General features: G+C 69.3%; 19 protein-coding genes. 11 read left to right on the forward strand and 8 right to left on the reverse strand.

All coding sequences use genetic code 11. The features are described 5' to 3' along the window. Positions 1 to 106 precede the first annotated feature (106 nt). Positions 107 to 559 carry an SCP2 sterol-binding domain-containing protein gene (locus tag ACIA1L_RS22690; RefSeq protein WP_396074866.1) on the forward strand — a complete coding sequence of 151 codons (453 nt, stop codon included), beginning with the start codon at positions 107 to 109 and terminating at the stop codon, positions 557 to 559. A 63-nt stretch (positions 560 to 622) separates the two neighbouring features. Here the strand turns inward: ACIA1L_RS22690 and purD are convergent, their stop codons facing one another. Next, positions 623 to 1,864, reverse strand: coding sequence for a phosphoribosylamine--glycine ligase (purD, locus tag ACIA1L_RS22695; RefSeq protein WP_396074867.1), 1,242 nt, complete (start codon positions 1,862 to 1,864; stop codon positions 623 to 625). Positions 1,865 to 2,091: 227 nt separating this feature from the next. On the opposite strand from purD, the gene ACIA1L_RS22700 reads away from it, so the two are divergent. The 3 genes from ACIA1L_RS22700 (at position 2,092) to ACIA1L_RS22710 (ending at position 6,937) form a co-directional block, all read left to right on the forward strand. Beyond that, the gene (locus tag ACIA1L_RS22700) at positions 2,092 to 3,384 is read left to right on the forward strand and encodes an adenylosuccinate synthase (RefSeq protein ID WP_396074868.1); all 1,293 of its coding nucleotides are present in this window, start codon (positions 2,092 to 2,094) and stop codon (positions 3,382 to 3,384) included. A gap of 3 nt (positions 3,385 to 3,387) precedes the next feature. Next, on the forward strand, positions 3,388 to 4,470 hold the full coding sequence (locus ACIA1L_RS22705) for a hypothetical protein (protein WP_396074869.1): 1,083 nt from the start codon (positions 3,388 to 3,390) through the stop codon (positions 4,468 to 4,470). Between the two features lie 793 nt (positions 4,471 to 5,263). Further along, on the forward strand, positions 5,264 to 6,937 hold the full coding sequence (locus ACIA1L_RS22710) for a chromosome partitioning protein (RefSeq protein WP_396075109.1): 1,674 nt from the start codon (positions 5,264 to 5,266) through the stop codon (positions 6,935 to 6,937). 229 nt (positions 6,938 to 7,166) lie between these two features. On the opposite strand, the gene ACIA1L_RS22715 is transcribed toward ACIA1L_RS22710, so the two are convergent. Together ACIA1L_RS22715 and ACIA1L_RS22720 are read right to left on the reverse strand one after the other, a co-directional pair. Then, positions 7,167 to 7,589, reverse strand: coding sequence for a DUF3151 domain-containing protein (locus ACIA1L_RS22715; protein WP_396074870.1), 423 nt, complete (start codon positions 7,587 to 7,589; stop codon positions 7,167 to 7,169). A 29-nt stretch (positions 7,590 to 7,618) separates the two neighbouring features. Then, positions 7,619 to 8,647: an ADP-ribosylglycohydrolase family protein gene (locus ACIA1L_RS22720; RefSeq protein WP_396074871.1), complete on the reverse strand. Its 1,029-nt coding sequence runs from the start codon at positions 8,645 to 8,647 to the stop codon at positions 7,619 to 7,621. On the opposite strand from ACIA1L_RS22720, the gene ACIA1L_RS22725 reads away from it, so the two are divergent. Both ACIA1L_RS22725 and ACIA1L_RS22730 read left to right on the forward strand, forming a co-directional pair. Further along, a complete protein-coding gene (locus ACIA1L_RS22725) occupies positions 8,627 to 9,805 on the forward strand; it encodes an LOG family protein (RefSeq protein WP_396074872.1) in 1,179 nt (392 codons plus the stop codon). The two genes, ACIA1L_RS22720 and ACIA1L_RS22725, sit on opposite strands and share 21 nt — an antisense overlap. Before the next feature lie 38 nt (positions 9,806 to 9,843). Further along, complete coding sequence (locus ACIA1L_RS22730) at positions 9,844 to 10,041, forward strand: hypothetical protein (protein WP_396074873.1); 198 nt, start codon at positions 9,844 to 9,846, stop codon at positions 10,039 to 10,041. 2 nt (positions 10,042 to 10,043) lie between these two features. Here the strand turns inward: ACIA1L_RS22730 and ACIA1L_RS22735 are convergent, their stop codons facing one another. Further along, positions 10,044 to 10,574, reverse strand: coding sequence for a hypothetical protein (locus tag ACIA1L_RS22735; RefSeq protein ID WP_396074874.1), 531 nt, complete (start codon positions 10,572 to 10,574; stop codon positions 10,044 to 10,046). Between the two features lie 102 nt (positions 10,575 to 10,676). Further along, positions 10,677 to 11,702: a class II fructose-bisphosphate aldolase gene (fbaA, locus tag ACIA1L_RS22740; RefSeq protein WP_396074875.1), complete on the reverse strand. Its 1,026-nt coding sequence runs from the start codon at positions 11,700 to 11,702 to the stop codon at positions 10,677 to 10,679. Positions 11,703 to 11,859: 157 nt separating this feature from the next. On the opposite strand from fbaA, the gene ACIA1L_RS22745 reads away from it, so the two are divergent. Genes ACIA1L_RS22745 through ACIA1L_RS22765 form a run of 5 tightly spaced genes read left to right on the forward strand, consistent with a single transcriptional unit; the run spans position 11,860 to position 18,488 of the window. Then, positions 11,860 to 12,033 carry a hypothetical protein gene (locus ACIA1L_RS22745; protein ID WP_396074876.1) on the forward strand — a complete coding sequence of 58 codons (174 nt, stop codon included), beginning with the start codon at positions 11,860 to 11,862 and terminating at the stop codon, positions 12,031 to 12,033. Positions 12,034 to 12,075: 42 nt separating this feature from the next. Then, on the forward strand, positions 12,076 to 13,548 hold the full coding sequence (locus ACIA1L_RS22750; protein ID WP_396074877.1) for a hypothetical protein: 1,473 nt from the start codon (positions 12,076 to 12,078) through the stop codon (positions 13,546 to 13,548). Between the two features lie 48 nt (positions 13,549 to 13,596). Next, entirely contained in the window at positions 13,597 to 15,009 is a 1,413-nt protein-coding gene (locus ACIA1L_RS22755; protein ID WP_396074878.1) for a 3' terminal RNA ribose 2'-O-methyltransferase Hen1, read from the forward strand. Further along, complete coding sequence (locus tag ACIA1L_RS22760; RefSeq protein ID WP_396074879.1) at positions 15,006 to 17,483, forward strand: polynucleotide kinase-phosphatase; 2,478 nt, start codon at positions 15,006 to 15,008, stop codon at positions 17,481 to 17,483. The genes ACIA1L_RS22755 and ACIA1L_RS22760 overlap by 4 nt, the downstream gene beginning before the upstream one ends. 54 nt (positions 17,484 to 17,537) lie before the next feature. Further along, positions 17,538 to 18,488 carry a DedA family protein gene (locus tag ACIA1L_RS22765; RefSeq protein WP_396074880.1) on the forward strand — a complete coding sequence of 317 codons (951 nt, stop codon included), beginning with the start codon at positions 17,538 to 17,540 and terminating at the stop codon, positions 18,486 to 18,488. A gap of 100 nt (positions 18,489 to 18,588) precedes the next feature. Here the strand turns inward: ACIA1L_RS22765 and ACIA1L_RS22770 are convergent, their stop codons facing one another. From ACIA1L_RS22770 to ACIA1L_RS22780, 3 genes are all read right to left on the reverse strand, one after another. Then, positions 18,589 to 19,260 carry a class II aldolase/adducin family protein gene (locus ACIA1L_RS22770; protein WP_396075111.1) on the reverse strand — a complete coding sequence of 224 codons (672 nt, stop codon included), beginning with the start codon at positions 19,258 to 19,260 and terminating at the stop codon, positions 18,589 to 18,591. Between the two features lie 620 nt (positions 19,261 to 19,880). Further along, positions 19,881 to 20,258 (reverse strand): helix-turn-helix transcriptional regulator, encoded by a 378-nt coding sequence (locus tag ACIA1L_RS22775; RefSeq protein ID WP_014440216.1) that lies wholly within the window; start codon positions 20,256 to 20,258, stop codon positions 19,881 to 19,883. A gap of 57 nt (positions 20,259 to 20,315) precedes the next feature. Beyond that, positions 20,316 to 20,708 (reverse strand): hypothetical protein, encoded by a 393-nt coding sequence (locus ACIA1L_RS22780; protein WP_396074881.1) that lies wholly within the window; start codon positions 20,706 to 20,708, stop codon positions 20,316 to 20,318. Positions 20,709 to 20,766 lie beyond the last annotated feature (58 nt).

Consider the following 20,766-nt stretch of genomic DNA (forward strand, 5'->3'; position numbering starts at 1 on the left):
CTCACTGTCCAATGCTTATTTGGTGGTTGAGACACTGCACTTCGACGCGGGTTATCGCTAAGGTTACTCGTGAGTAGGTCTAGCGCTCATCCCGAAAGGTCCACCGATGACTGAATTCAACCCCGAGACGCTCGCCTCGATCGGTCCGAAGGAGTTCGCCGCTCTGGTGAAGTCCACCCCGGATTCGAAGATCACCGAGGTCATGGGCTCGGACAACCGCGGCAAGGTGCTCGACGAGGTGTTCAACCGGATGCCCACGCTGTTCCGGGCGGACCGGGCGGGATCGACCCAGGCCGTCATCCACTGGAACATCACTGGCGGCCCCGGCGGCGCGACCGACACCTACGAGACGGTGATCGAGAACGGTGCCTGCACCGTCACCAACCAGGCCGTCCGGGAGCCCAAGCTCGCCATGACGATGGACCCGGTGACCTTCCTCAAGGTCGTGTCGGGCGACGGCAACCCGATGATGATGTTCATGACCGGCAAGATCAAGGCGAAGGGTGACCTCGGCCTCGCGGCCCAGGTAGCCAAGCTCTTCGACATCCCGAAGGGCTGACCCGCACCACATTTCCTCCGACGCCGGCCCTGATCTCCTCGATCGGGCCGGCGTCGGCCTGGCTCATGTTGTGATGCGGCCTTCCACGGCCGCGAGGGCGATGTCGGTGCGGTGGTGGGCGCCCGGCAGTGTGATGCCGTCGATCAGCTTGTAGGCAGCGGTGCGCGCGTCCGCGAGGTCGGCGCCGGTGGCTGTCGCGCTGAGGATCCGTCCGCCTGCCGACACGAGGGCGCCGTCCGCGCGCCGGGCCGTGCCGGCGTGGATCACGCCGGGTTGCTCACCGCCCTCGATCACGTCTCCGGTGCGTGGCGTGCCCGGATAGTTGTGGCCCGCCACCACGACCGTCACCGCGGCACCCTCGCGCCACTGCAGCGGCGGGAGGTCGGCCAGCGTGCCGGTGGCCGCGGCGTGCAGCAACCCGCCCAGCGGCGACGCCAGCAAGGCGAGAACGACCTGGGTCTCGGGGTCACCGAAGCGCGCGTTGAACTCGATGACCTTAGGGCCGTTGGTCGTCAGCGCCAGGCCGACATAGAGCAGACCCGCGAACGGCGTGCCCCGCCGGCGCATCTCGGCCAGCGTCGGCTGCACGGTCTCCGCCAGCACCCGCTCGACGAGGTCGGCCGGCGCCCAGGGCAGCGGGGCATAAGCGCCCATACCGCCGGTGTTCGGCCCGCTGTCGCCGTCGCCGACCCGCTTGAAGTCCTGGGCGGGCATGAGGGGCACGGCCGTCGTCCCGTCGGTGACCACGAAGAGCGACACCTCGGGACCGTCCAGGAACTCCTCGATGACGACCCGGCCACACTCCTCGGCGTGCTGCCGGGCCACGGCGAGGGAATCGGTGACCACCACACCCTTACCGGCGGCGAGGCCATCGTTCTTCACCACATAGGGCGGGCCGAACTCGGCGAGCGCGGCGCCGACCTCGCCCTCGGTCGTGCACGTGGCGGATCGGCCGGTCGGCACGCCGGCGGCGACCATGACCTCCTTGGCGAAGGCCTTGGAGCCCTCCAGCTGGGCCGCAGCCGCGCTCGGGCCGAAACACGCGATTCCCTTGGCACGCACGGCATCGGCCGCACCCGCCACCAGTGGCGCTTCGGGGCCGATCACCACCAGGTCAGCAGCGACCTCGACGGCCAACTCTGCAACTGCCGCAGCGTCGGTGACCACCACCTCCCGGAGTTTCGCCACCGCAGCGATGCCGGGATTGCCCGGGGCCGCGATGATGTCGTCCACCGAAGGGTCCGCAGCGAGGCCGACGGCGAGGGCATGCTCACGTCCGCCGGATCCGATCAGAAGTACACGCACGCCGCAGATCCTACGGGCTGCCGACGATCACGCCTGCGGTCGTCCACAGCTCCACAATGCACGCGCAGCAACAGCGGACTCACCCCCTGTGGATAACTGCCCCAGCCTGTGGATAACCCGTCCGACCTGTGGACAACCGGACGCCGGTCCGGGCCAGGGTCACGTAAACTTCGGCAGTACCCGGGCCTCTCCGCGTACGACGTGTGTCAACGGAAGGCGTCAGTCAAGTGCCGGTGATCGTGTTGGTCGGCGCCCAATGGGGCGACGAGGGCAAGGGCAAGGCGACGGATCTGCTGGGCGACCGGCTCGACTACGTGGTCAAGTTCAACGGCGGCAACAACGCCGGCCACACCGTGGTGATCAAGGGCGAGAAGTACGCCCTGCACCTTCTCCCGAGCGGCATCCTCACCCCGCACGTCACTCCGGTGATCGGCAACGGCGTCGTCGTCGACCTCGCCGTGCTGTTCCAGGAGATCGACGGCCTCGAGGCGCGCGGCATCGACACCTCCAAGCTGCGGATCAGCGCCAACGCCCACGTCATCGCGTCATACAACCGCTCGCTCGACAAGGTCAACGAGCGGTTCCTCGGCGCCCGACGGATCGGCACCACCGGCCGCGGCATCGGCCCGACCTACGCCGACAAGATGAACCGGCTCGGCGTGCGCATCCAGGACCTGTTCGACGAGTCGATCCTCCGGCAGAAGGTCGAGGCGGCCCTGTCGTTCAAGAACCAGGTGCTGTCGAAGATCTACAACCGGAGCGCCATCAAGCCGGAAGAGGTCATCGCCGAGCTGCTGTCATACACCGAGCGCCTGCGGCCGATGGTGGCCGACACCGCGCTGGAGCTGTCCGAGGCGCTAGACGCCGGCAAGGTCGTGCTCTGCGAGGCCGGCCAGGCGACGCTGCTCGACGTCGACCACGGCACCTACCCATTCGTGACCAGCTCCAACGCCACCGCCGGCGGCGCCTGCACCGGCTCCGGCATCCCGCCCACCCGGGTCGATCGCGTCGTCGCGGTGCTCAAGGCGTTCACCAGTCGGGTCGGCGAAGGCCCCTTCCCCACCGAGTTGCACGACGCGACCGGTGACCACCTGCGCGAGGTCGGCCACGAGTACGGCACCACCACCGGCCGCCCCCGTCGGATCGGCTGGCTCGACCTGGTGATGGGTCGCTACGCGCAGCGCATCAACGGCGTCACCGACTTCGTATTGACCAAATTGGACAATTACGACGGACTCGACGAGATTCAGGTCTGCGTCGCGTACGACGTCAATGGCGTGCGGCACGACGAGATGCCGGTGAGCCAGTCCGACTTCCACCACGCGGTGCCGATCTACGAAACCCTGCCCGGCTGGAAGAAGGACATCAGCGGCGCACGCCGATTCGACGACCTGCCGGAAAACGCCCAGCGCTTCGTGGAGTACGTCGAGAGCCGGATCGGCGCCCGCATCTCCGTCGTCGGCGTCGGCCCCGGCCGCGAAGAGGTCATCGAGCGGCACTCGGTGCTGAGCGAGGCCTGACCTGTGTACGACGTCATCCTGCTCAGCCTCGCCGAGGGCGGCGGCTCAGCGGCCGGAGCATGCGGTGCAGCCTGCGGCGGCTGCGGAACGACCAACGACGCGGCCGCCAGCGCGGGCGACCACGCCGCCAGTGCGAGCGACGACGCCGCCAGCGCGGGCGACCACGCCGCCAGTTCGGGCGACCACGCGTTGGCTTGCGGCACGGGCGGGCCTCAGGCGTGTGAGACCCCCCGCGTGCCGGTGCTGAAATGCGCGGATGCGCTGGTCGAGGCCGGGGCAAGGGTCGAGACCGTCGTCGCGTCCTCGGATGCGGACATCGACGCGGTGCTCGCCCGGTTCGACGCCGCGCCACGGGAAGACGGGCTCGCCTGGCCTGATCCGGACACCAAGCTCCGGCTAGTCGTCGCCACGGCAGCGGACGGTCAACTCCGAGCGGTGATCCGCCGGTTGGTTCGACGGTATGCGCCGCCACCCAGCAAACGGCCCGGTGACCTGGCCGAGAACCGTACGGTGCCGGATCTTCCGCCCGTGGCGATCCTGCCGCTGAACCCGCACGACCAGACCGACCTGGCCGCCCAGCTGGGCCTACCCCGGGAGCCGGCCAAGGTGGCGGCTGCGGTGCTGGGCGGCCGAGTGCGCCGCCTCGACCTGCTCCGCAACGACGGCGGCTCGGTCACCATCGACGGTGCACTGGTCGGCGGCGTCGACGACGCCGGGCGGGCGGTGCCGTGGCGCGGTCGGGTCGAGGTCGACGATGCAGTGCTCACCGACGGCACCGAGGGTGTTCTCGCCTGCGCAATCGGTAACAGTCGTGGCTATGCCGAGTTCGACGGCTTGCAACTTCTCGCCGCCGGCAACCCCACCGACGGTCGGGTCGAGGTCGCGGTCGCCGTCCCGGTCGTGACCAAGCAGCGATTCAAGAAGCCGACGGTACGCATCGAAGTACGCCGAGCCCACGGGCGAGCAGTCGCCGTACTCCCCCGCGACGGCGAACTCCAGTTCCTCGACGACGGTGTGGCGGGAACCATGTCTCGCAAACGCTCCTGGTGGACCGAACCGGGCGCTTGGGCGGTGTACGCGGTATGAATCTCTGTGCGAGTCTGGGATAGCACGCAGGTACGAAGCCGCAACGCTGGAGGTCACATCCGTGGAGGACGAGAACGCCGAACGCGTCTACGTCCCGGGTACGAACGGCTCGCCGCCCGACCGGGACGTCGAGCCCTTCTGGCCGCCAGAAGACCTGGCCGCCCCGATTCACGGCGGTCGGCCAGTGCCACACGAGGCGTCGCCGACCTTGCACCTTCCGCCGCCAGTCCCGCCTCGTACGCCGCAAACCGGCGATCACGGCTTATACCGCCCTGCGGATCGCACCTCTGCCGATGCTTCCGCGACCGGTTCGGCGGCTGTGCCGCCCGCTCCCGTCACCGCGCCGCCATTCAACGACGACGCCGCGCCGTTCAGTAACGCTGCGCCGTTCAAGGGTGCTGCGCCGCCGTTCACCACCAACGCTGCACCGTCCGGTGAGACTGCACCGTTCATTGACGCTGCGCTGCCCGACAACAACACTGTGCTGCCTACAGCCGCAACCGCGCCGCTTGCAGACAAGCCAGGCTCGGCCACCGGCGCGGCGAAGACCAGCGACACCGGGTCCGGTCATGCGGCCGAATCCCCGTGGGCGCAACCACCGCAACGCCCTGCTGTCCTTCCCGCCGAGGGCCGCGCCAGCTTTGCGCCGGTTCCGACCTCCGGTGTCGGACCATCCGTACCGACGACGGCGACCAGCAGCCCCGAGGCCACCGACTCCGTGTCCGAAGAGCTCATCTTCTATCCCACGGCTACGCCGCAGCGACCCGACGAGAACGGCAGCGAGCCGCGCAGCATCGGAGCCGTGTACCGCCCCGGCCCCGTGCCGGCGGGCGCCAACTCACCGGCACCTTCCGGTGCCGAGACTGCTCCACACCACGACGAGCCGGGCAGCCTCCCGACTCCACCACACACACCAGAGGCCGCAAAGCCTTCCGCTGGCCCAGCTCAGGCCGGACCCGCATCCTCGACGCCCTCCGACGTCAACGCCTGGGACACCCTTTCCGGACCAGCAACGCCGCCGACCGGACCGCCCACAGCGCAGGCCAGCCCAACCGGCCCGCTCACATCCCACACCGGCCCGACCGCAGCGCAGGCCAGCCCAACCGGCCCGCTCACATCCCACACCGGCCCGCCCACAGCGCAGGCCAGCCCAACCGGCCCGCTCACATCCCACACCGGCCCGCCCACAGCGCAGGCCAGCCCAGCTGAACCGCGAACCGGCCCACCCGGACCGACAGGCGGACCCGCGCCGCACAGTGGATTTCCTACGGACGCAGGACCCGGCGCACATCAAGCTCGGCCGATGCCACCACAGCCCGGATTCCCCGCGACACCGCCCACGACCCCCATGGCACCGCAGCAGCCCGGAGCTCCCGCCGCACCGCAGCCCGGACCGCCTGTGTCGTGGCGGGACAAGGGGCAGCAGCACGTGCCGGGGCCGTTCCCACCAGCCGTCGTGCCGCCGCAGCCGCCGGTATCCGGGCAGAATCCGCCGCCGGTCGACCCGTACCAGCAGCTGCCTTGGGTGTCTGACGGCACTCCGACAGCGGAGGAGTTCGCGCGGCGCCGGCTGGCGAAGCCGGCCGAGCCGGTGGCGACCATGGGTGCGCGGGCGATGCTGCAGCGGGGGACGATGGGCCTGGTCCGTCTGGCACCCGGCAAACGCGAGCAGGAGTACAAGCAGGACGTCGAAATGGTCCGGCGTAACTTCGGCGGCCTGCGCCAGGTCACCGTCGTCAACCCGAAGGGCGGCGCCGGGAAGACGGTCGCCGTGCTACTGCTGGCCATGACGTTCGGGCAGAAGCGTGGCGGTTACGTTCTGGCTTGGGACAACAACGAGACCCAGGGCACTCTCGGCATGCGTGCCCAACAGGACTTCCACGCCCGTACGGTGCGCGACATGATGCGTGACCTGCACCTCTTCCGTGGCTCACACGGGCGCGTCGGCGACCTGTCGCAGTATGTGCGGGCGCAGGGCGAGGGCATGTTCGACGTGCTGGCGTCCGACGAGTCGGCCACCGCCGGTGAGATGCTCACGGCCAGTGCGTTCGCGGAGATCCGCGAAATCGTCAGCCGGTTCTACAAGCTGATCTTCGTGGATACCGGCAACAATGTCCGGGCGCAGAACTGGCAGGCGGCCATGGACGCCACCGACCAGCTGGTGATCACGATGTCGGCGCGTAACGACTCCGCCGAGACGGCCGCACGCATGCTGGACCACCTGGAGCAGAGCGGGCGGCAGCGGTTGGTCCGGCAAGCGGTCAGCGTCGTGACCATGCCACCCACTCGCAAGGACATCGACCTGCCGGCGATCCAACGCCACTTCGCGGCCCGCACCCGGGCAGTGCTGCTGGCGCCCTACGAGAAGCTGATCGACTCGGGTGAGCCGCTGCGTTACGGCCAGCTCTCCAGCGGCACCCGCGACTCCTGGCTCAAGATCGCGGCAGCTGTCGCCGAAGGCCTCTAGGAACGCGGTCACCGGAGGGGAGCTGCCCCAAGAAAGCCGGGCTGCGAACGCCAGCAGCAACGAGCATTTGCTGCCCAGGCCGGCCTCGGCCTCGGCAGCAAGCCCATGAACGCCAACCCCGGCCGGCACCAGCGCCAGAGCGCCAGCCCCGGCCGGGCAGCACCACCAAAGCGCCAGCCCCGGCCGGGCAGCACCGCCAAAGCGGCCCAAGCAGCAACGGTCAGCAGGCTCAGGAAAGCGCGTCGGCGGCCGCCGGGTCGCTGTCGCGAAGGAACTGCGCGCAGCGGGCTGCCTCGTCCGCTTCGCCGATCGCCGCTGCCGCCAGCGACAGGCTGTGCAGGCAGCGCAGGAAGCCCTGGTTGGGCGCGTGCTCCCACGGCACCGGGCCGTGTCCCTTCCAGCCGCTGCGGCGCAGGGCGTCCAGTCCGCGGTGGTAGCCGGTACGGGCGTACGCGTATGCCGTCACCGGTTGCTGCGCGGCCAGCGCGTTCTGGGCCAGCGCCGCCCAGCCCCCGCTGAAGGTCGGGAACCGCGCCGCCACCTCCTGGTATGCCTCGTCGGTTCCGGACTTTGCCGCCTCGGCCAGCGCCGCGTCAGCTGCCTCGTCGGCGGGCAGCTTCGTGGCCGGGGGCTCGGGAAGGAGATTCTGCATGTCCCTATTCAACCGGACCCGCCCTGCGCTCAGTCCCAGGCGTCGCCGAGCGCCCGCAGCCGGGTGGCGTATTCGATGCGTTCCTGCCACTCCGGCGGCCAGGCTGCCAGGCCGAGCGCCGCGCCGGCGAAGGCTCCGGCGAGGCAGGCGATCGAGTCCGAGTCGCCGGACGAGGCCGCGCCCCGGCCGAGCACCCGGACCGGTTCGTCGGGCGAGATCAGGTAGCAGTACAGCGCTGTGGCGAGGGCTTCTTCGGCGATCCAGCCGGCGCCGGTCGCGAGGCAGGGGTCGCCGTGGGTGGCGCCGCGGCGCAGGGCGTCGGTCACTCGGGCCAGTGCTGCGTCCGTCTCGTCCCAGCCGCGCGTGATGAACTGCTCCGGGCTGTCCACCCCTGGTCGCTGCCAGAGGTCGCCGAGCCAGTCTTCGCGATAGATTCCGCGCTGGATGGCGCATCGGTCGCGGAGGGCGGCCACCAGCTCCCGGGGGGTCAGACCGTCGGCCAGCCACCGTACGGCGAAAGCGGTCAGCTCACTCGCCGCCAGCCCGGTCGCGTGGCCGTGTGTCAGCCCGGCCTGCAGTTGCGCCCCGCCGGCCCGCTCGTCCTCGGTCAGCCCCGGCGCCAAGCCCAGCGGCGTGACCCGCATGTTCGCTCCGCACCCCTTGGAGTTGAGCTGGGATGCCCGCTGCCAGGGCCGCCCGTCTGTCAGGTCGGCGCAGGCCCGCAGGCAGGTCATGCCGGGCGCCCGATTGTTGTCGGGGCTGCTCGCCCAGGCGAGAAACGCCTTCCGGAGCGGAGGCTCGTAGGTGGCCGCGGTGAAGGGGCTGAGGGACAGCAGCGATTCCCCCACCGCGAGCATCATCTGCGTGTCGTCGGTGACGAGCGCCGGATCGCCGTCGAGTTCGGTCGGTCCGGCGGGGCCGTACCGCGCCACGATTGTCGCGTACTCCTGAAATTCGGTCGGTTTACCGAGCGCGTCCCCGTAGGCCAGCCCGAACAACGATCCTGAGGCTTTTCGCACGCTGGCTACCCTACTCAGATGTTCGGTGACCTCTCCCATCCGTTCGATGCGACCGAGTTCGAGGTCGAGTCGCGGGCCGAGTTCGACACCCATCTGGCTAAGCGGTCGTTGGCCGGGCTGATCGTTCTGGGGCTGCGGCTTGACCTGAACCCGCCCGACCTCACGGAGGTCGACGTCGACGGCACCCTGTTCGTCGGCTGCAAGGTGGCTTCGGCGGAGGTGGAAGTGGATCTCATCCGGCGGGGTGCGCACCTGATCCCGCCGTTCGATGCGCGGCCGTACCCGACGCATCCCGCTTTGCTGTACACCCCGGAGGACCTGTCGTTCGGGTTCGCCCAGGACGGCTTCGCCGGAATGTACGACACCCGCGTCTACCAGCATTTTCTTGAGCACGGCGGTGCGGCACCGGACTTGCGGGAGGCGATCGCCCAACGACTGCACGACGCCGGGATCGACAACGCCCTGGGCAAAGCGCTGGCCGCGTGGTTCGGGGCGCACGGTCAGCGCGGCGCGGTCGGGATCATGGGTGGGCACGCCGAACCGCGTGGCTCGGACGCGTACCGAATGGCGGCGACGCTGTCGCACCGCCTGGCCGCGGCGGGTCGCCTGGTCGTGACGGGTGGCGGGCCGGGCGTGATGGAGGCGGCCAACCTGGGCGCGTATTTCGCGACCCGCTCTGAGGCCGAGCTGTCGACCGCGATCGACCAGCTCGCGCCCGTCCCGGACTTTCGCGATCATGAGCCGTTCACCGCGGCCGCGCTTGCGGTCCGGGCAAAATACCCGGTGCCGGCCGCCGTCGCCCACGACGTGGTCGGGCACCTCACCCACGGCGGCCTGTCGCTCCCGACCTGGCTGTACGGCCACGAGCCGGCGAACCTCTTCGCGGGCCAGATCGGCAAGTACTTCTCGAACGCGGTTCGGGAGGACTCCATCCTGCGGCTGTCCCGCGGCGGCATCGTTTTCGCGCCGGGCTGGGCTGGCACGGTGCAGGAGGTGTTCCAGGCCGCCACGAAGACCTTCTACCGTACGGATGGACCGTCTGGCGCTTTTGTCTTTCTCGGTGTCGGGCACTGGGCCGAGCTGCCGGTGGAGGCCCTGCTCAGGCCGCTCCTGGCTCGATCTCCGCACGGCGACCAGTCGCATCTGCTCGTGGTGACGGACTCGCTGGACGAGGCGATGGCTGCCCTGGGCACCTAGTTTGTTGCGGTGTGGCACCGATAGGTCACACTGCGGCCATGATGATGATCGCGTTCGTGGTGGTGATCGTTCTGGTGGTGGCGTTGGCTCTCGTGTCTGCCCGGCGCCCTGCCAAGTCCCGTCGGTCGTCGGACAGCGGCGGCACCTGGTTCGACGGTGGCGGCTCGTGGGGCGACAGCGGCGGCAGCTGTGACAGCGGAGGCAGCAGCGGGGGCGGCGGGGGCGGCTGCGACTGAGGTCAGGCGACGTGGACGCGGCGCCAGCTGGTCACGGGCAGATCCATTTCGGGTACGCCGGTCAGCCCGTTCTCGTCCATCGCGTTGTAGACCGCGAGTCGCGCCCCGTCGAAGAGGAACTCGACGGCGTGCAGGATGCGGGGTCGCCACGGCGCCACCGTCGTCCGCTCGACGATGTTGACCTCGCGCAGCACCCGCCCGCGGGCGTTGCGCAGGGCGGCGTGCGGGTCAGCGCGCCAGTCGAGCTGGATGCCGGTGGCGTACCAGTCGATGTCGGCGGTCATGTCGACCTGGTTCCAGGTGATCGCACACTCGTCGAACTTGCGGTGGGTGATCTCGACGTTGGCGCCGCCGAAGCCGAGGACCACCGGCCCGTCGGCGAACCAGCCGCGTTCCGCCAGGTCCCACATGAGCCAGCCGTGCAGGAGTTTCCGGCCGATCAGCCGGGCAAAACGTGCACGGTGGACGGCGGCGAGGGCACCGGCTTCGTAGTGCCACTCCGGTGCGTAACCCTCGATGCCGAGCAAGATCACCGCCTCTGTGAGCCAGAGACGATCGTACCCATGGGTACGCGGGGAGTCCCAACACGACAGTGGCCGGCCCCACCTTCGTAGGACCGGCCACCATCGATGGGATTACTTCGCGAGCGTGGTGCCCGTCGAACGCAGGTGCTCACAGGCCTCGACGACCCGCTTCGCCAGGCCGTTTTCGGCGAGCTTGCCCCAGGCGCGGGGGTCGTACTGCTTCTTGTTGCCGACCTCGCCGTCCACCTTGAGGACGCCCTCGTAGTTGCGCAGCATGTGGTCGGCCACCGGGCGGGTGAACGCGTACTGCGTGTCGGTGTCGATGTTCATCTTGATCACGCCGTAGTCCAGGGCGCCGTGGATCTCGGAGAGCAGTGAGCCCGAGCCGCCGTGGAAGACCAGGTCGAACGGCTTCTCCTTGCCGCTCTTGGCACTGACGGCCTGCTGGATCTCCTTCAGGATCTCCGGGCGCAGCTTGACGTTGCCCGGCTTGTAGACGCCGTGCACGTTGCCGAAGGTCAGGGCCGTCATGTAGCGGCCCTTCTCGCCCAGGCCGAGCGCGGCAGCGGTAGCCAGGCCGTCCTCGACGGTCGAGTACAGCTTGTCGTCGATCGCGGCGGAGACGCCGTCCTCCTCGCCGCCGACGACGCCAACCTCGATCTCGAGGATGATGTGCGCGGCCGCCGACAGGGCCAGCAGCTCCTCAGCGATCTGCAGGTTCTCGTCGAGCGGTACGGCCGAGCCGTCCCACATGTGCGACTGGAACAGCGGTGCCTTGCCGTTGTCGACGCGCTCCTTGCTGATCGCCAGCAGCGGGCGGACGAACTTGTCGAGCTTGTCCTTCGGGCAGTGGTCGGTGTGCAGCGCGATGTTCACCGGGTAGTGCTTGGCGACCTCGGTGGCGAACTCGGCCAGCGCGACCGCGCCCGTGACCATGTTCTTCACGGTCGGGCCGGAGACGTACTCGGCGCCGCCGGTGGAGATCTGGATGATGCCGTCGCTGCCCGCCTCGGCGAATCCCTGCAGGGCGGCGTTGAGGGTCTGCGACGACGTGACGTTGATCGCGGGGTACGCGAATGCGCCGGCCTTGGCGCGGTCGAGCATCTCGGCGTAGACCTCAGGGGAAGCGATGGGCATCGGTTGCGCTCCTTGATCTGCAGACGGGAGTGGGCCCTCCAGCAGGCAGTATCGCGCAGCCCGGGCGGGGGGAGGAAATCGCGTACCGGTTTACCCACCGTGACGACCGGGGACCCGGCACGATGAAGGTGCGTGCGACGCAACTGGGGAGGCGACGATGACGTACCCGAGCAGTGTGAGCCTGGAAACGCCCGAGGCCGATGCGGTGGAGCAGGCCACCGAGGCGGCGCCCGGCCGGTTCGACAGCGAGGACGCTGAGGTGACCGCCGGATCTGACTGGAACGGCAACGAGTTGGACCGCATCGTCGAGCTTGAGGACGATTACCGCTAAAACTGCATCATCCAGCACTAATCGGAGCTTTAGTCTCCGATCATGCGCTCGTGCCGTCTTTCGTCCCTGTTCGTGGCGGTGGTCCTCGCCGTGGTCGTGGCTCCGGCCGCTCCCGCTTCGGCGGCGACGGCACTTCGGCTCAACACCGTGCTCGAACCGATCACCATCGCGCCAGGCACACCGGAGAACAGTTTCGAGGCGAACCTCCACGGCGTGCTCGCGCAGCGCGAGGTGCCTGCCCGGCCGCACCGCATCACGTATGCGATCGACCTGACCGAGGTCTCCGACCTGATCGAGTTCACGTTCGCCGGGTTCAACTCGGTCGACGTGGTCGCCGCCGCGACCGATGAGTCCCCCTGCAAGCTTCGGCTGACGGTCCTGCACTGTCGCCGGACCGGGATCACGCCCACTGCGGGCTGGATCATCCAGTTGGGCGACTTCTTGGTGAATCCGACCTCGGCGGCGCAGAAGGGCGACGCGGGGCGGATCAAGGTGACCGCCCAGGTCGACGACGGTCCGGTCACCACCAGTACCTCGCAGGTCCGGATCGGCGAGAGCGTCAACCTGTCCACCCTGGGCAACGCGAAGGTGGCCGCCGCCCCCGGCCGGACCGTCCGGGTCGCGTCCCGGGTGCGCAATGTTGGCAAAGCACCGGTCAAGGGCACGGTCCTGCAGATCTCCCCGGCCGACCCCCGGCTCATCGGCACCGATGCGCGGAATTGCTTCTACGCCTACCAGGTCTTCTGCGGCTTCGACACCGTCCTCCAGCCTGGGCGCACCTATGCTCTCCGAACTCCGCTTTCCCTGCTCACGCCCGGCGACGCGGCAGCCGGAAGCCGGACCTATGTCGGGCTCAGCTGGTTGACGCTCGCCGCTTACGAAGACCTGAAGACGAGATTCCCCTCCATTCAGGGCAAGCCGGGCCGTGGCGCACCGCTCACTCTGGTGCCGCTGGCGAACTCCGCCGAAGTCCCGCAGGTCGACGTGAACGAAGGCAACGACAACGCGACGGTGACCTTCACCGTGAAGGGAGCACGGCGGCCCGCACTGGTCGCCTCCGTGCCCGCAGCGCACGTCGCACCGGGAAAGACCGCGACGATGCGGTTCGGCGTGACCAACCGCGGGCCGGGCACGCTCTACCCTCAGCTGTTCCCGGATACCCAGACGATTGCCTGGCTGACCCTGCCGAAGGGCGTCACCGTGGCGAAGGCCGACAAGCGCTGCTTCGGCACCGGCGGCCGGGAGTGGGTGTGTTACCCGGGTGACTCCCCCCTGGCCGCGGGCCGGGCCCGGACGTTCGTGTTCCGGCTGACGGCGGCCAAGGGGTTCACCGGCGGGTCCGCACGGGTGCGCTTCGAAGGCGAACTGCTCGGCACCACGCGAAAGCTACGGATCAGCGCCGCCAGCAGCGGCGCGGGCGGCGGCCTGGCGATCAGTGGTCCGACGGTGCTGCCGGGGCTGCTGCTCGTAGTGCTGGGTGCCGCGCTGCTGCGGCTCGGTCGCCGACCGAGCTGACCAGCAAATCGGTCGCTGGGTGGGGTCCGGCGCTGCGATCATCAGTCGGTGCTGCTCACCCTGACGACCACGCACCGGCCGGCGACCGACCTCGGTTTCCTGCTGGTCAAGCACCCCGACCGGGTGCACTCCTTCGACGTGCCGACCGGTACGGCCCACGTCCTGTTCCCGGACTCGGCCGACGACCGCTGCACCGCCGCACTCCTGCTCGACGTGGACCCCCAACGGCTCAGCGCCGCACGCGGTGGTCGCCGGCAGCAGTCGGCGCCGGAGTCGTTCACGCTGGGCCAGTACGTCAACGACCGGCCGTATGCGGCGTCCAGCCTGCTGGCGAGCGCGCTTGCCAAGGTGTTCCGCAGCGCCCTGCGTGGCGAGTCGAAGGACCGGCCGGAGCTGGCGGCGACGCCGCTCCCGCTGGAGATCCACGTTCCCGTGCTGCGGGGCACGACCGAGCTGGTCACCAGCCTGTTCGGCCCGCTCGGTTGGCGCGTCACGGCGGCACCCATCCCACTGGAGCTCGAGCTCGGCGGCGACAGCCGCTACGTCGATCTTCGTCTCTCCGGTGACCTCACGGTCGCCGCAGCGCTCAATCATCTGTACGTGCTGCTGCCTGTGCTCGACGACGCCAAGCACTACTGGGTAGCCCCGGACGAGATCGAGAAGCTGCTGCGGGCGGGCGAGGGTTGGTTGGCCGGGCACCCGGAGAAGGAACTGATCGCCCGCCGCTATCTGGCTCACCGCCGCTCGTACGCCACGAGCGCGCTGGAGCAGCTCGACCGCACCGAGGGAGACACCGTCGACGTTGCCGAGGACACCGGCGCCGACGAGGAAGCCGAGCTGCCGGTGGCGCGGAAGCAGTCACTCGCGGTGCAGCGCCGGGAGGCGGTCGTGGCTGCGCTCGCCGAGTCGGGGGCCGCTCGGGTGCTGGACCTCGGCTGCGGCGGTGGTGCCCTGCTCGGCGCCCTGATCAAGGACAAGCGTTACACCGAGATCGTCGGTACCGACGTGTCTTCCCGGGCCCTGGACCTCGCCCACCAGCGTCTGCACCTCGACCGGGTTCCGGAACGGCAGCGTGACCGGGTCAAACTGTGGCAGTCGGCGCTGACCTACCGTGACGACCGGCTAAAGGGCTACGACGCCGCGGTGCTGATGGAGGTCATCGAGCATGTCGACCCGCCCCGGCTACCCGCCTTGGAAGCGTCGGTCTTCGGCCACGCCCGGCCCGCGACGGTCGTCGTGACCACGCCGAACGTGGAATACAACGTGCTCTACGAGGGCCTGACCGGGATGCGGCACAGCGATCACCGCTTCGAATGGACCCGCGCCGAGTTCGCGGAATGGTCCGCGCGCATCGCCGCAGCGCACGGCTACGACGTGAGTCTGCGGGGCGTCGGCGACACCGACGACACGTACGGAAACCCCACCCAGCTGGCGATCTTCACCCGGAAGGAGGCCGCATGACCGCGCTCGATATCCCTGAGCTCTCCCTCGTGGCGCTCGTCGGCATCTCCGGATCCGGCAAGTCCACCTTCGCCCGGCGGCACTTCCTGCCGACCCAGGTGCTGTCCTCCGACTACTTCCGTGCGCTGGTCGCGGACGACGAGAACGACCAGTCGGCGTCCGGTGACGCCTTCGACGTGCTGCACTACGTGGCCGGTAAGCGGCTCGCCGCGGGCCGGCTCACCGTCGTGGACGCCACCAACCTGCAGTCGCACGCGCGCGCCGGGCTGGTCAAGGTCGCCCGGGAGCACGACGTGCTGCCGGTCGCCATCGTGCTCGACGTACCCGAAGCGCTGGCCTGGGAACGCACTCAGGCACGCGACGACCGTACGTTCGGCCGCCAGGTCCTCACCCGCATGCACCGCGACCTGCGCAAGTCACTCGGTCAGCTGGCCCGCGAGGGGTTCCGCAAGATCCACGTGCTGCGCGGCATCGAGGAGATCGAGGCGGCGACGATCCGCCCCGAGAAGCTGTTCAACGACAAGCGTGAGCTGACCGGCCCGTTCGACATCATCGGTGACGTCCACGGCTGCCGCGCCGAGCTGGACGAGCTGCTCACCACGCTGGGTTACGCCGTTTCGGGCGACTCCGCGGTGCACCCGGAGGGCCGCACGGCGGTCTTCGTCGGCGACTTGGTCGACCGCGGCCCGGACTCGCCGGGCGTGCTGCGCCTGGTCATGACCATGGTCAAGGCCGGCTCGGCGATCTGCGTGCCGGGCAACCACGAGCAGAAGCTCGCCCGCAAGCTCAACGGCCGCAACGTGCAGCTCACCCACGGCCTCCCCGAGACGCTGGCGCAGCTCGAAACTGAGCCGCCCGAGTTCGTCACCGAGGTCCGGGAGTTCATCGACGGCCTGGTCAGCCACTATGTGCTCGACGATGGCAAGCTGGTGGTCGCCCACGCGGGACTCAAGGAGGCCTACCACGGTCGCGCTTCCGGCCGGGTGCGCTCTTTCGCACTGTACGGCGAGACGACCGGCGAGACCGACGAGTACGGCCTGCCCGTGCGCTACCCGTGGGCCCGCGACTACCGCGGTTCGGCAGCCGTCGTCTACGGCCACGTCCCCACCCCGGAACCGGAGTGGATCAACAACACGATCTGCCTCGACACCGGTTGCGTCTTCGGCGGCAAGCTCACCGCGCTGCGCTGGCCGGCCCGCGAGCTGGTCTCCGTGCCGGCCGCCCGGGAGTACTACGCCCCGGTCCGCCCGCTCGTCGCCGAAAACACCCGGCCCGACGAAGGCCTCGACCTGGCGGACGTGACCGGCCGGCGACACCTCGATTACGGGTACGGCCGCACCACGGTCGCCGCCGAGAACGCCGCCGCCGCACTCGAAGTGATGAGCCGCTTCGCGCTGGCCCCGGAAACGCTGGTGTGGCTGCCGCCCACGATGGCACCGTGTTCGACGGCGACGGTCGAGGGCTACCTCGAACACCCGTCGACGGCGTTCGCCGATCTGCGGTCGGCGGGTGTCGGCACCGTCGTGTGCGAGGAGAAGCACATGGGGTCACGTGCAGTCGTACGCGTCTCCAAGGACGGGGCGGGCGACGCCATCTGGACCCGCACCGGGCGGCCGTTCTTCGACGCCGCCCGCAACGAGGCCATGCTGACCAAGGTCCGCGCCGCCGCAGTCACCGCGGGTCTGCTCGATGAGGGTTGGCTGCTGCTCGACAGCGAACTGCTGCCCTGGTCGGCAAAGGCGGACGGCCTGATCCGCGACCGGTACGCCGGCGTGGGTGCCGCCGGACGAGCCGCTCTCCCCGCCGCGCTGTCCGTGCTGGACCGGGTGGCGGCTCGCGGGCTCGACGTTGGCGATCTCCGGGACCGCATTCAGCTCCGGGCGGCGGAGATCGCCGGCTATTCGGCGGCCTACCGTGCCTACGTCAAGCCGACCGACGGTCTGACCGGCGTGACTCTGGCGCCGTTCGCCGTCCTTGCGGGGCCTGGGGTCAGCCACAAGGACAAGGATCACGGCTGGCACCTCGACATCGCGGACCGGCTTGTCGCGGCGGACCCGATCCTGTTCACGCCAACCCGCCGAATGGTCGTGGACCTCGCCGATCCCGCGGCGGAACAGGCGGCGACCGACTGGTGGCTCGCGCTGACCGCAGCCGGCGGTGAGGGCATGGTCGTCAAGCCGTACGCGGGACTCGGCGCCACCACTAGTAAGGGACAGCTCGTACAGCCGGGGGTGAAATGCCGCGGCAGGGAGTATCTGCGGATCATCTACGGACCGGAGTGCACCCGCCCCGAACAGCTCGAGCGGCTTCGCCAGCGACACCTAGGGCGTAAGCGCAGCCTTGCGCTGCGTGAGCATGGCCTGGGGCTTGCCGCACTGGACCGGTTGAGCGAGGGCGCGCCGCTGTGGCGAGTGCACGAACTGGTGTTCGCCATCCTGGCTGCGGAGTCGGAGCCGGTGGATCCCCGACTGTAATCCACAGCATTCATACAGCTGCCGGCGCGACGGGTGCCGGTACCCTTCCTTCTCGTGACTTACAGTGCGCTCACCGAGCAGCTTGCTCTGAACCCGATGGACCCGAAGGACCTGTTGCAAAACTTCGGGTTGATCGGGGTCTGGGCGATCCTCTTCGCGGAAACCGGCCTTCTGGTCGGTTTCTTCTTTCCAGGGGACTCGCTGCTGTTCCTGGCGGGTGTGGCCGCGTCACCGGTGGCCGACGCCATCTTTGGCGACGGCACCCGGCTGTCGCTGATCGGTCTGCTCATCGGTGCGCCGCTGTGCGCGATCATCGGCGCCCAACTCGGCCATTTCCTCGGCGCCAAGTACGGCCGCCGTATGTTCGACCGGCCGGACAGCAAGCTGTTCAAGCGGGAGTACGTGCAGAAGGCCGAGTTCTACTTCGAGAAGTTCGGCCCGGCGAAGGCCGTGGTGCTGGCCCGCTTCATCCCGATCGTCCGGACCTTCCTCAATCCGGTCGCCGGCACCCTCGGCATGCCCGCCAAGCAGTTCTTCCTCTGGAACGTGGTCGGCGCGATCCTGTGGTGCGACGGCATCGTGCTGATCGGCTACCTGCTGGCCGACCGGATCTACAAGGCGATCGGCGACAAGATCGACCGCTACATTCTGCCGGTCGTGGCCCTGATCATCCTGATCTCGATCCTGCCGATCCTCATCGAGATCATCCGCGAACGCAAGGCAAAGAAGCGCGCCGCCGCGGAGGGCAAGCCTGAGGAGGCCGGCCCGGCAACCGCTATCGGCGTGGTCGCCGCGGCCACCGTCGCCGGCATTGCGGACGAGGTCGTCCACCACCACGAGCACGGCCCGGAGCATGGCTCCCGATCCGAGCCTGGTCACGGCGCAGAGCCGGGTTATGGATCCGGCACCTACGGCGGCCAGACCGGCGGCTACGGCCAGGCGAGCGGTGGATACGGCGGCGATGAGGACGACTCGCGACGACACCGGCCGCGGCATCAGGCCTGATCAAGCGGCAAACGGCCGGCCACTTCGGTGGCCGGCCGTCGCATGCCGCTGAGTTCGACACCGACGAGGTGACGGCGCCGCGGAGCCAGCGCCGCCGCGGTCAGACGGAGACCGGCTCGGGACCGGCCAGCCGGTCCAGGAATTCCTCCGGCACCTCGCGGAGGCTGTCGAGACGCCCCAGCGTCAGCGCCCGGTAGGTGAGCTGGGCGGCCTCTTCGAGGTTGCGCGCCCGCTTGTGGGCCAGCTCCACGGTGTCCGCCATGACGACGCACCCGTGCTGGCTCAGCACCAGGCAGTTGGTGCCGTCTGCAGCCATCGCCGCGGTCAGCGCCGCCACCTCGGCGCCGCCGGGCAGCCGGAACGGCACCGTCGAGACGCGAGCCAGATAGTAGGCGTGGTCGGTGGTGACGATCCGAATGTGCTCGCCCAGGGCGTCCAACAGGAGGGCCGTCTGTGGGTGCAGGTGAACGATCGCGTTGACGTCTGGACGCGCGCGGTAAAGCGCCAGATGCAACGCCAGTTCGCTGGTCGGTGCCAGCCGGGGGGCCGGCAGGGCGCCGGCGCCCAACGTCGCGGGTGCACCGTCAGCGATGCGGATCGGCGCGAATGATGTGCGGCTCAGCCGATCCAGCCAAGTGCCGCTAGCGGTCACCCAGCAGGCGTCCTCGTCGGGGATCCGGGCGGACAGGTTGCCGCCCGAGCCGCAGACCAGGCCGGCTTGGACCACGTCGTAGCCCACGTGCGCGAGCTGGTCGCGCAGATCACCGGGCACGTAGTTCAACCGTCGACTCCTCGGGTCCTCGGGGGTGGATCCTGATGGAGGTGTCCCGCCTGGCGTCACGCTCGATGACCGGTGACGCCAGGCACCTAAATCCGCCGATGTCCGACGGTCTTGCCACTGCCAACTCGCGGTATCCGAGCTTCCTGCTTCTGCTGCCCGTTGTATCAGGGCTTGCCGGCTCGACTGTCCCGGCTGGCGTGCCGTTTCGCCGGTCGCGGCCGACTTGGCACTCTTCCTGCCGGTTGCCGTGCCCAGTTCTGCCGGTCGGCGGCCTTGCTGCCGGCCGGCGGAGCGTAGCTGTTCGTCGGTGACGAGTCGCGCCGAACGTGCAGCGCGCCGCCCGCCCTCCCCTGATCGGGCCTGCCCGTGGCCCGTCAGGTCGGAGCGGGCCTCTCCCTCGGTGGGCCCGTCGTCAGGGCAGTCGCTTCAGCAGTCCGTGGGTGAGCCACGGACGTCGGCGACTGGCTGACGTCGGCGAGGTACCTCCGCGACCCGCCTTACGGTGCTGCCGAGCGGCAGTTCCGTGGCAGCGGGCCTTCCCCGCGGCCCGTCCAATCAGGACGAGCCTCGACCCGTCCTGGCGGGACGAGCCTTCCCGAACTCGTCCGACGTCAGCGGGCCTTCTTCGTGGCCCGCTTGCGCGGCGGGGTGAGCAGGTCCGCGATCGTGGCGATCGCCGTCGGGACCAGGCGGTAGTACGCCCACACGCCACGCTTCTCGCGCTCGAGCAGGCCTGCCTCGGTCAGGATCCGCAGGTGGTGACTCACGGTCGGCTGCGACAGCCCCAGCGGAGCGGTGAGGTCGCAGACGCACGCTTCACCGTCCGTAGCGGACTGAATGAGGCTGAGCAGCCGGAGGCGAGCGGGGTCCGCGAGTGCTTTGAGCACCCCGGCCAACCGCTCCGCATCCGCACGTTCAATAGGCTCGCCGGCCAGCGGCGAGATCTGAGGCATTGTCATTTCCGCCAACGCAGTTCCCACGATCTCCATCCTTCCACCAACTGCATCGATTCTCCTGCATGTGTGCAGGAACGAACCGGCTGACTTTCAGGCCGTAAGGCCGAAGTCGATCGAACGGCAGGTTGATCGGTACGCCAGTCCGGCACCCCGCACGGCGGCGCCTGCACCCCGATCCACCAATTCCGCGACACCGACTTCGGTCTCTGCCTCCTGCAACGCCTCAGCCGCCGTCTGGTCGCTGTCCATCGCCGTCGAGCTCCTCGATCCCCACCCCGGGAGTGAGGGACCCCACATTTCAATTTCGCGATCAGTACGCCGGCGAACCAGCGGCCGCCCGCTCACTGAACCCACCGTGTAGTGCACGGTTACACGGTGCGGTGGTGCGTCACAGTCGCCTTCACGACCCGATGAAAGCACGGCACAACGCTGCGCGACGGGCAATTCAGTGATGAATTTACGCAGGTCGTGGTGGGCTTCCATGACATCGAGCGTACTGGCTAGACGAAAACTGGAACGATCTGCCCTGGCAGGGCGGAAA

The organism is Actinoplanes sp. NPDC051859, assembly GCF_044452725.1.
Classification (GTDB): Bacteria; Actinomycetota; Actinomycetes; order Mycobacteriales; family Micromonosporaceae; genus Actinoplanes.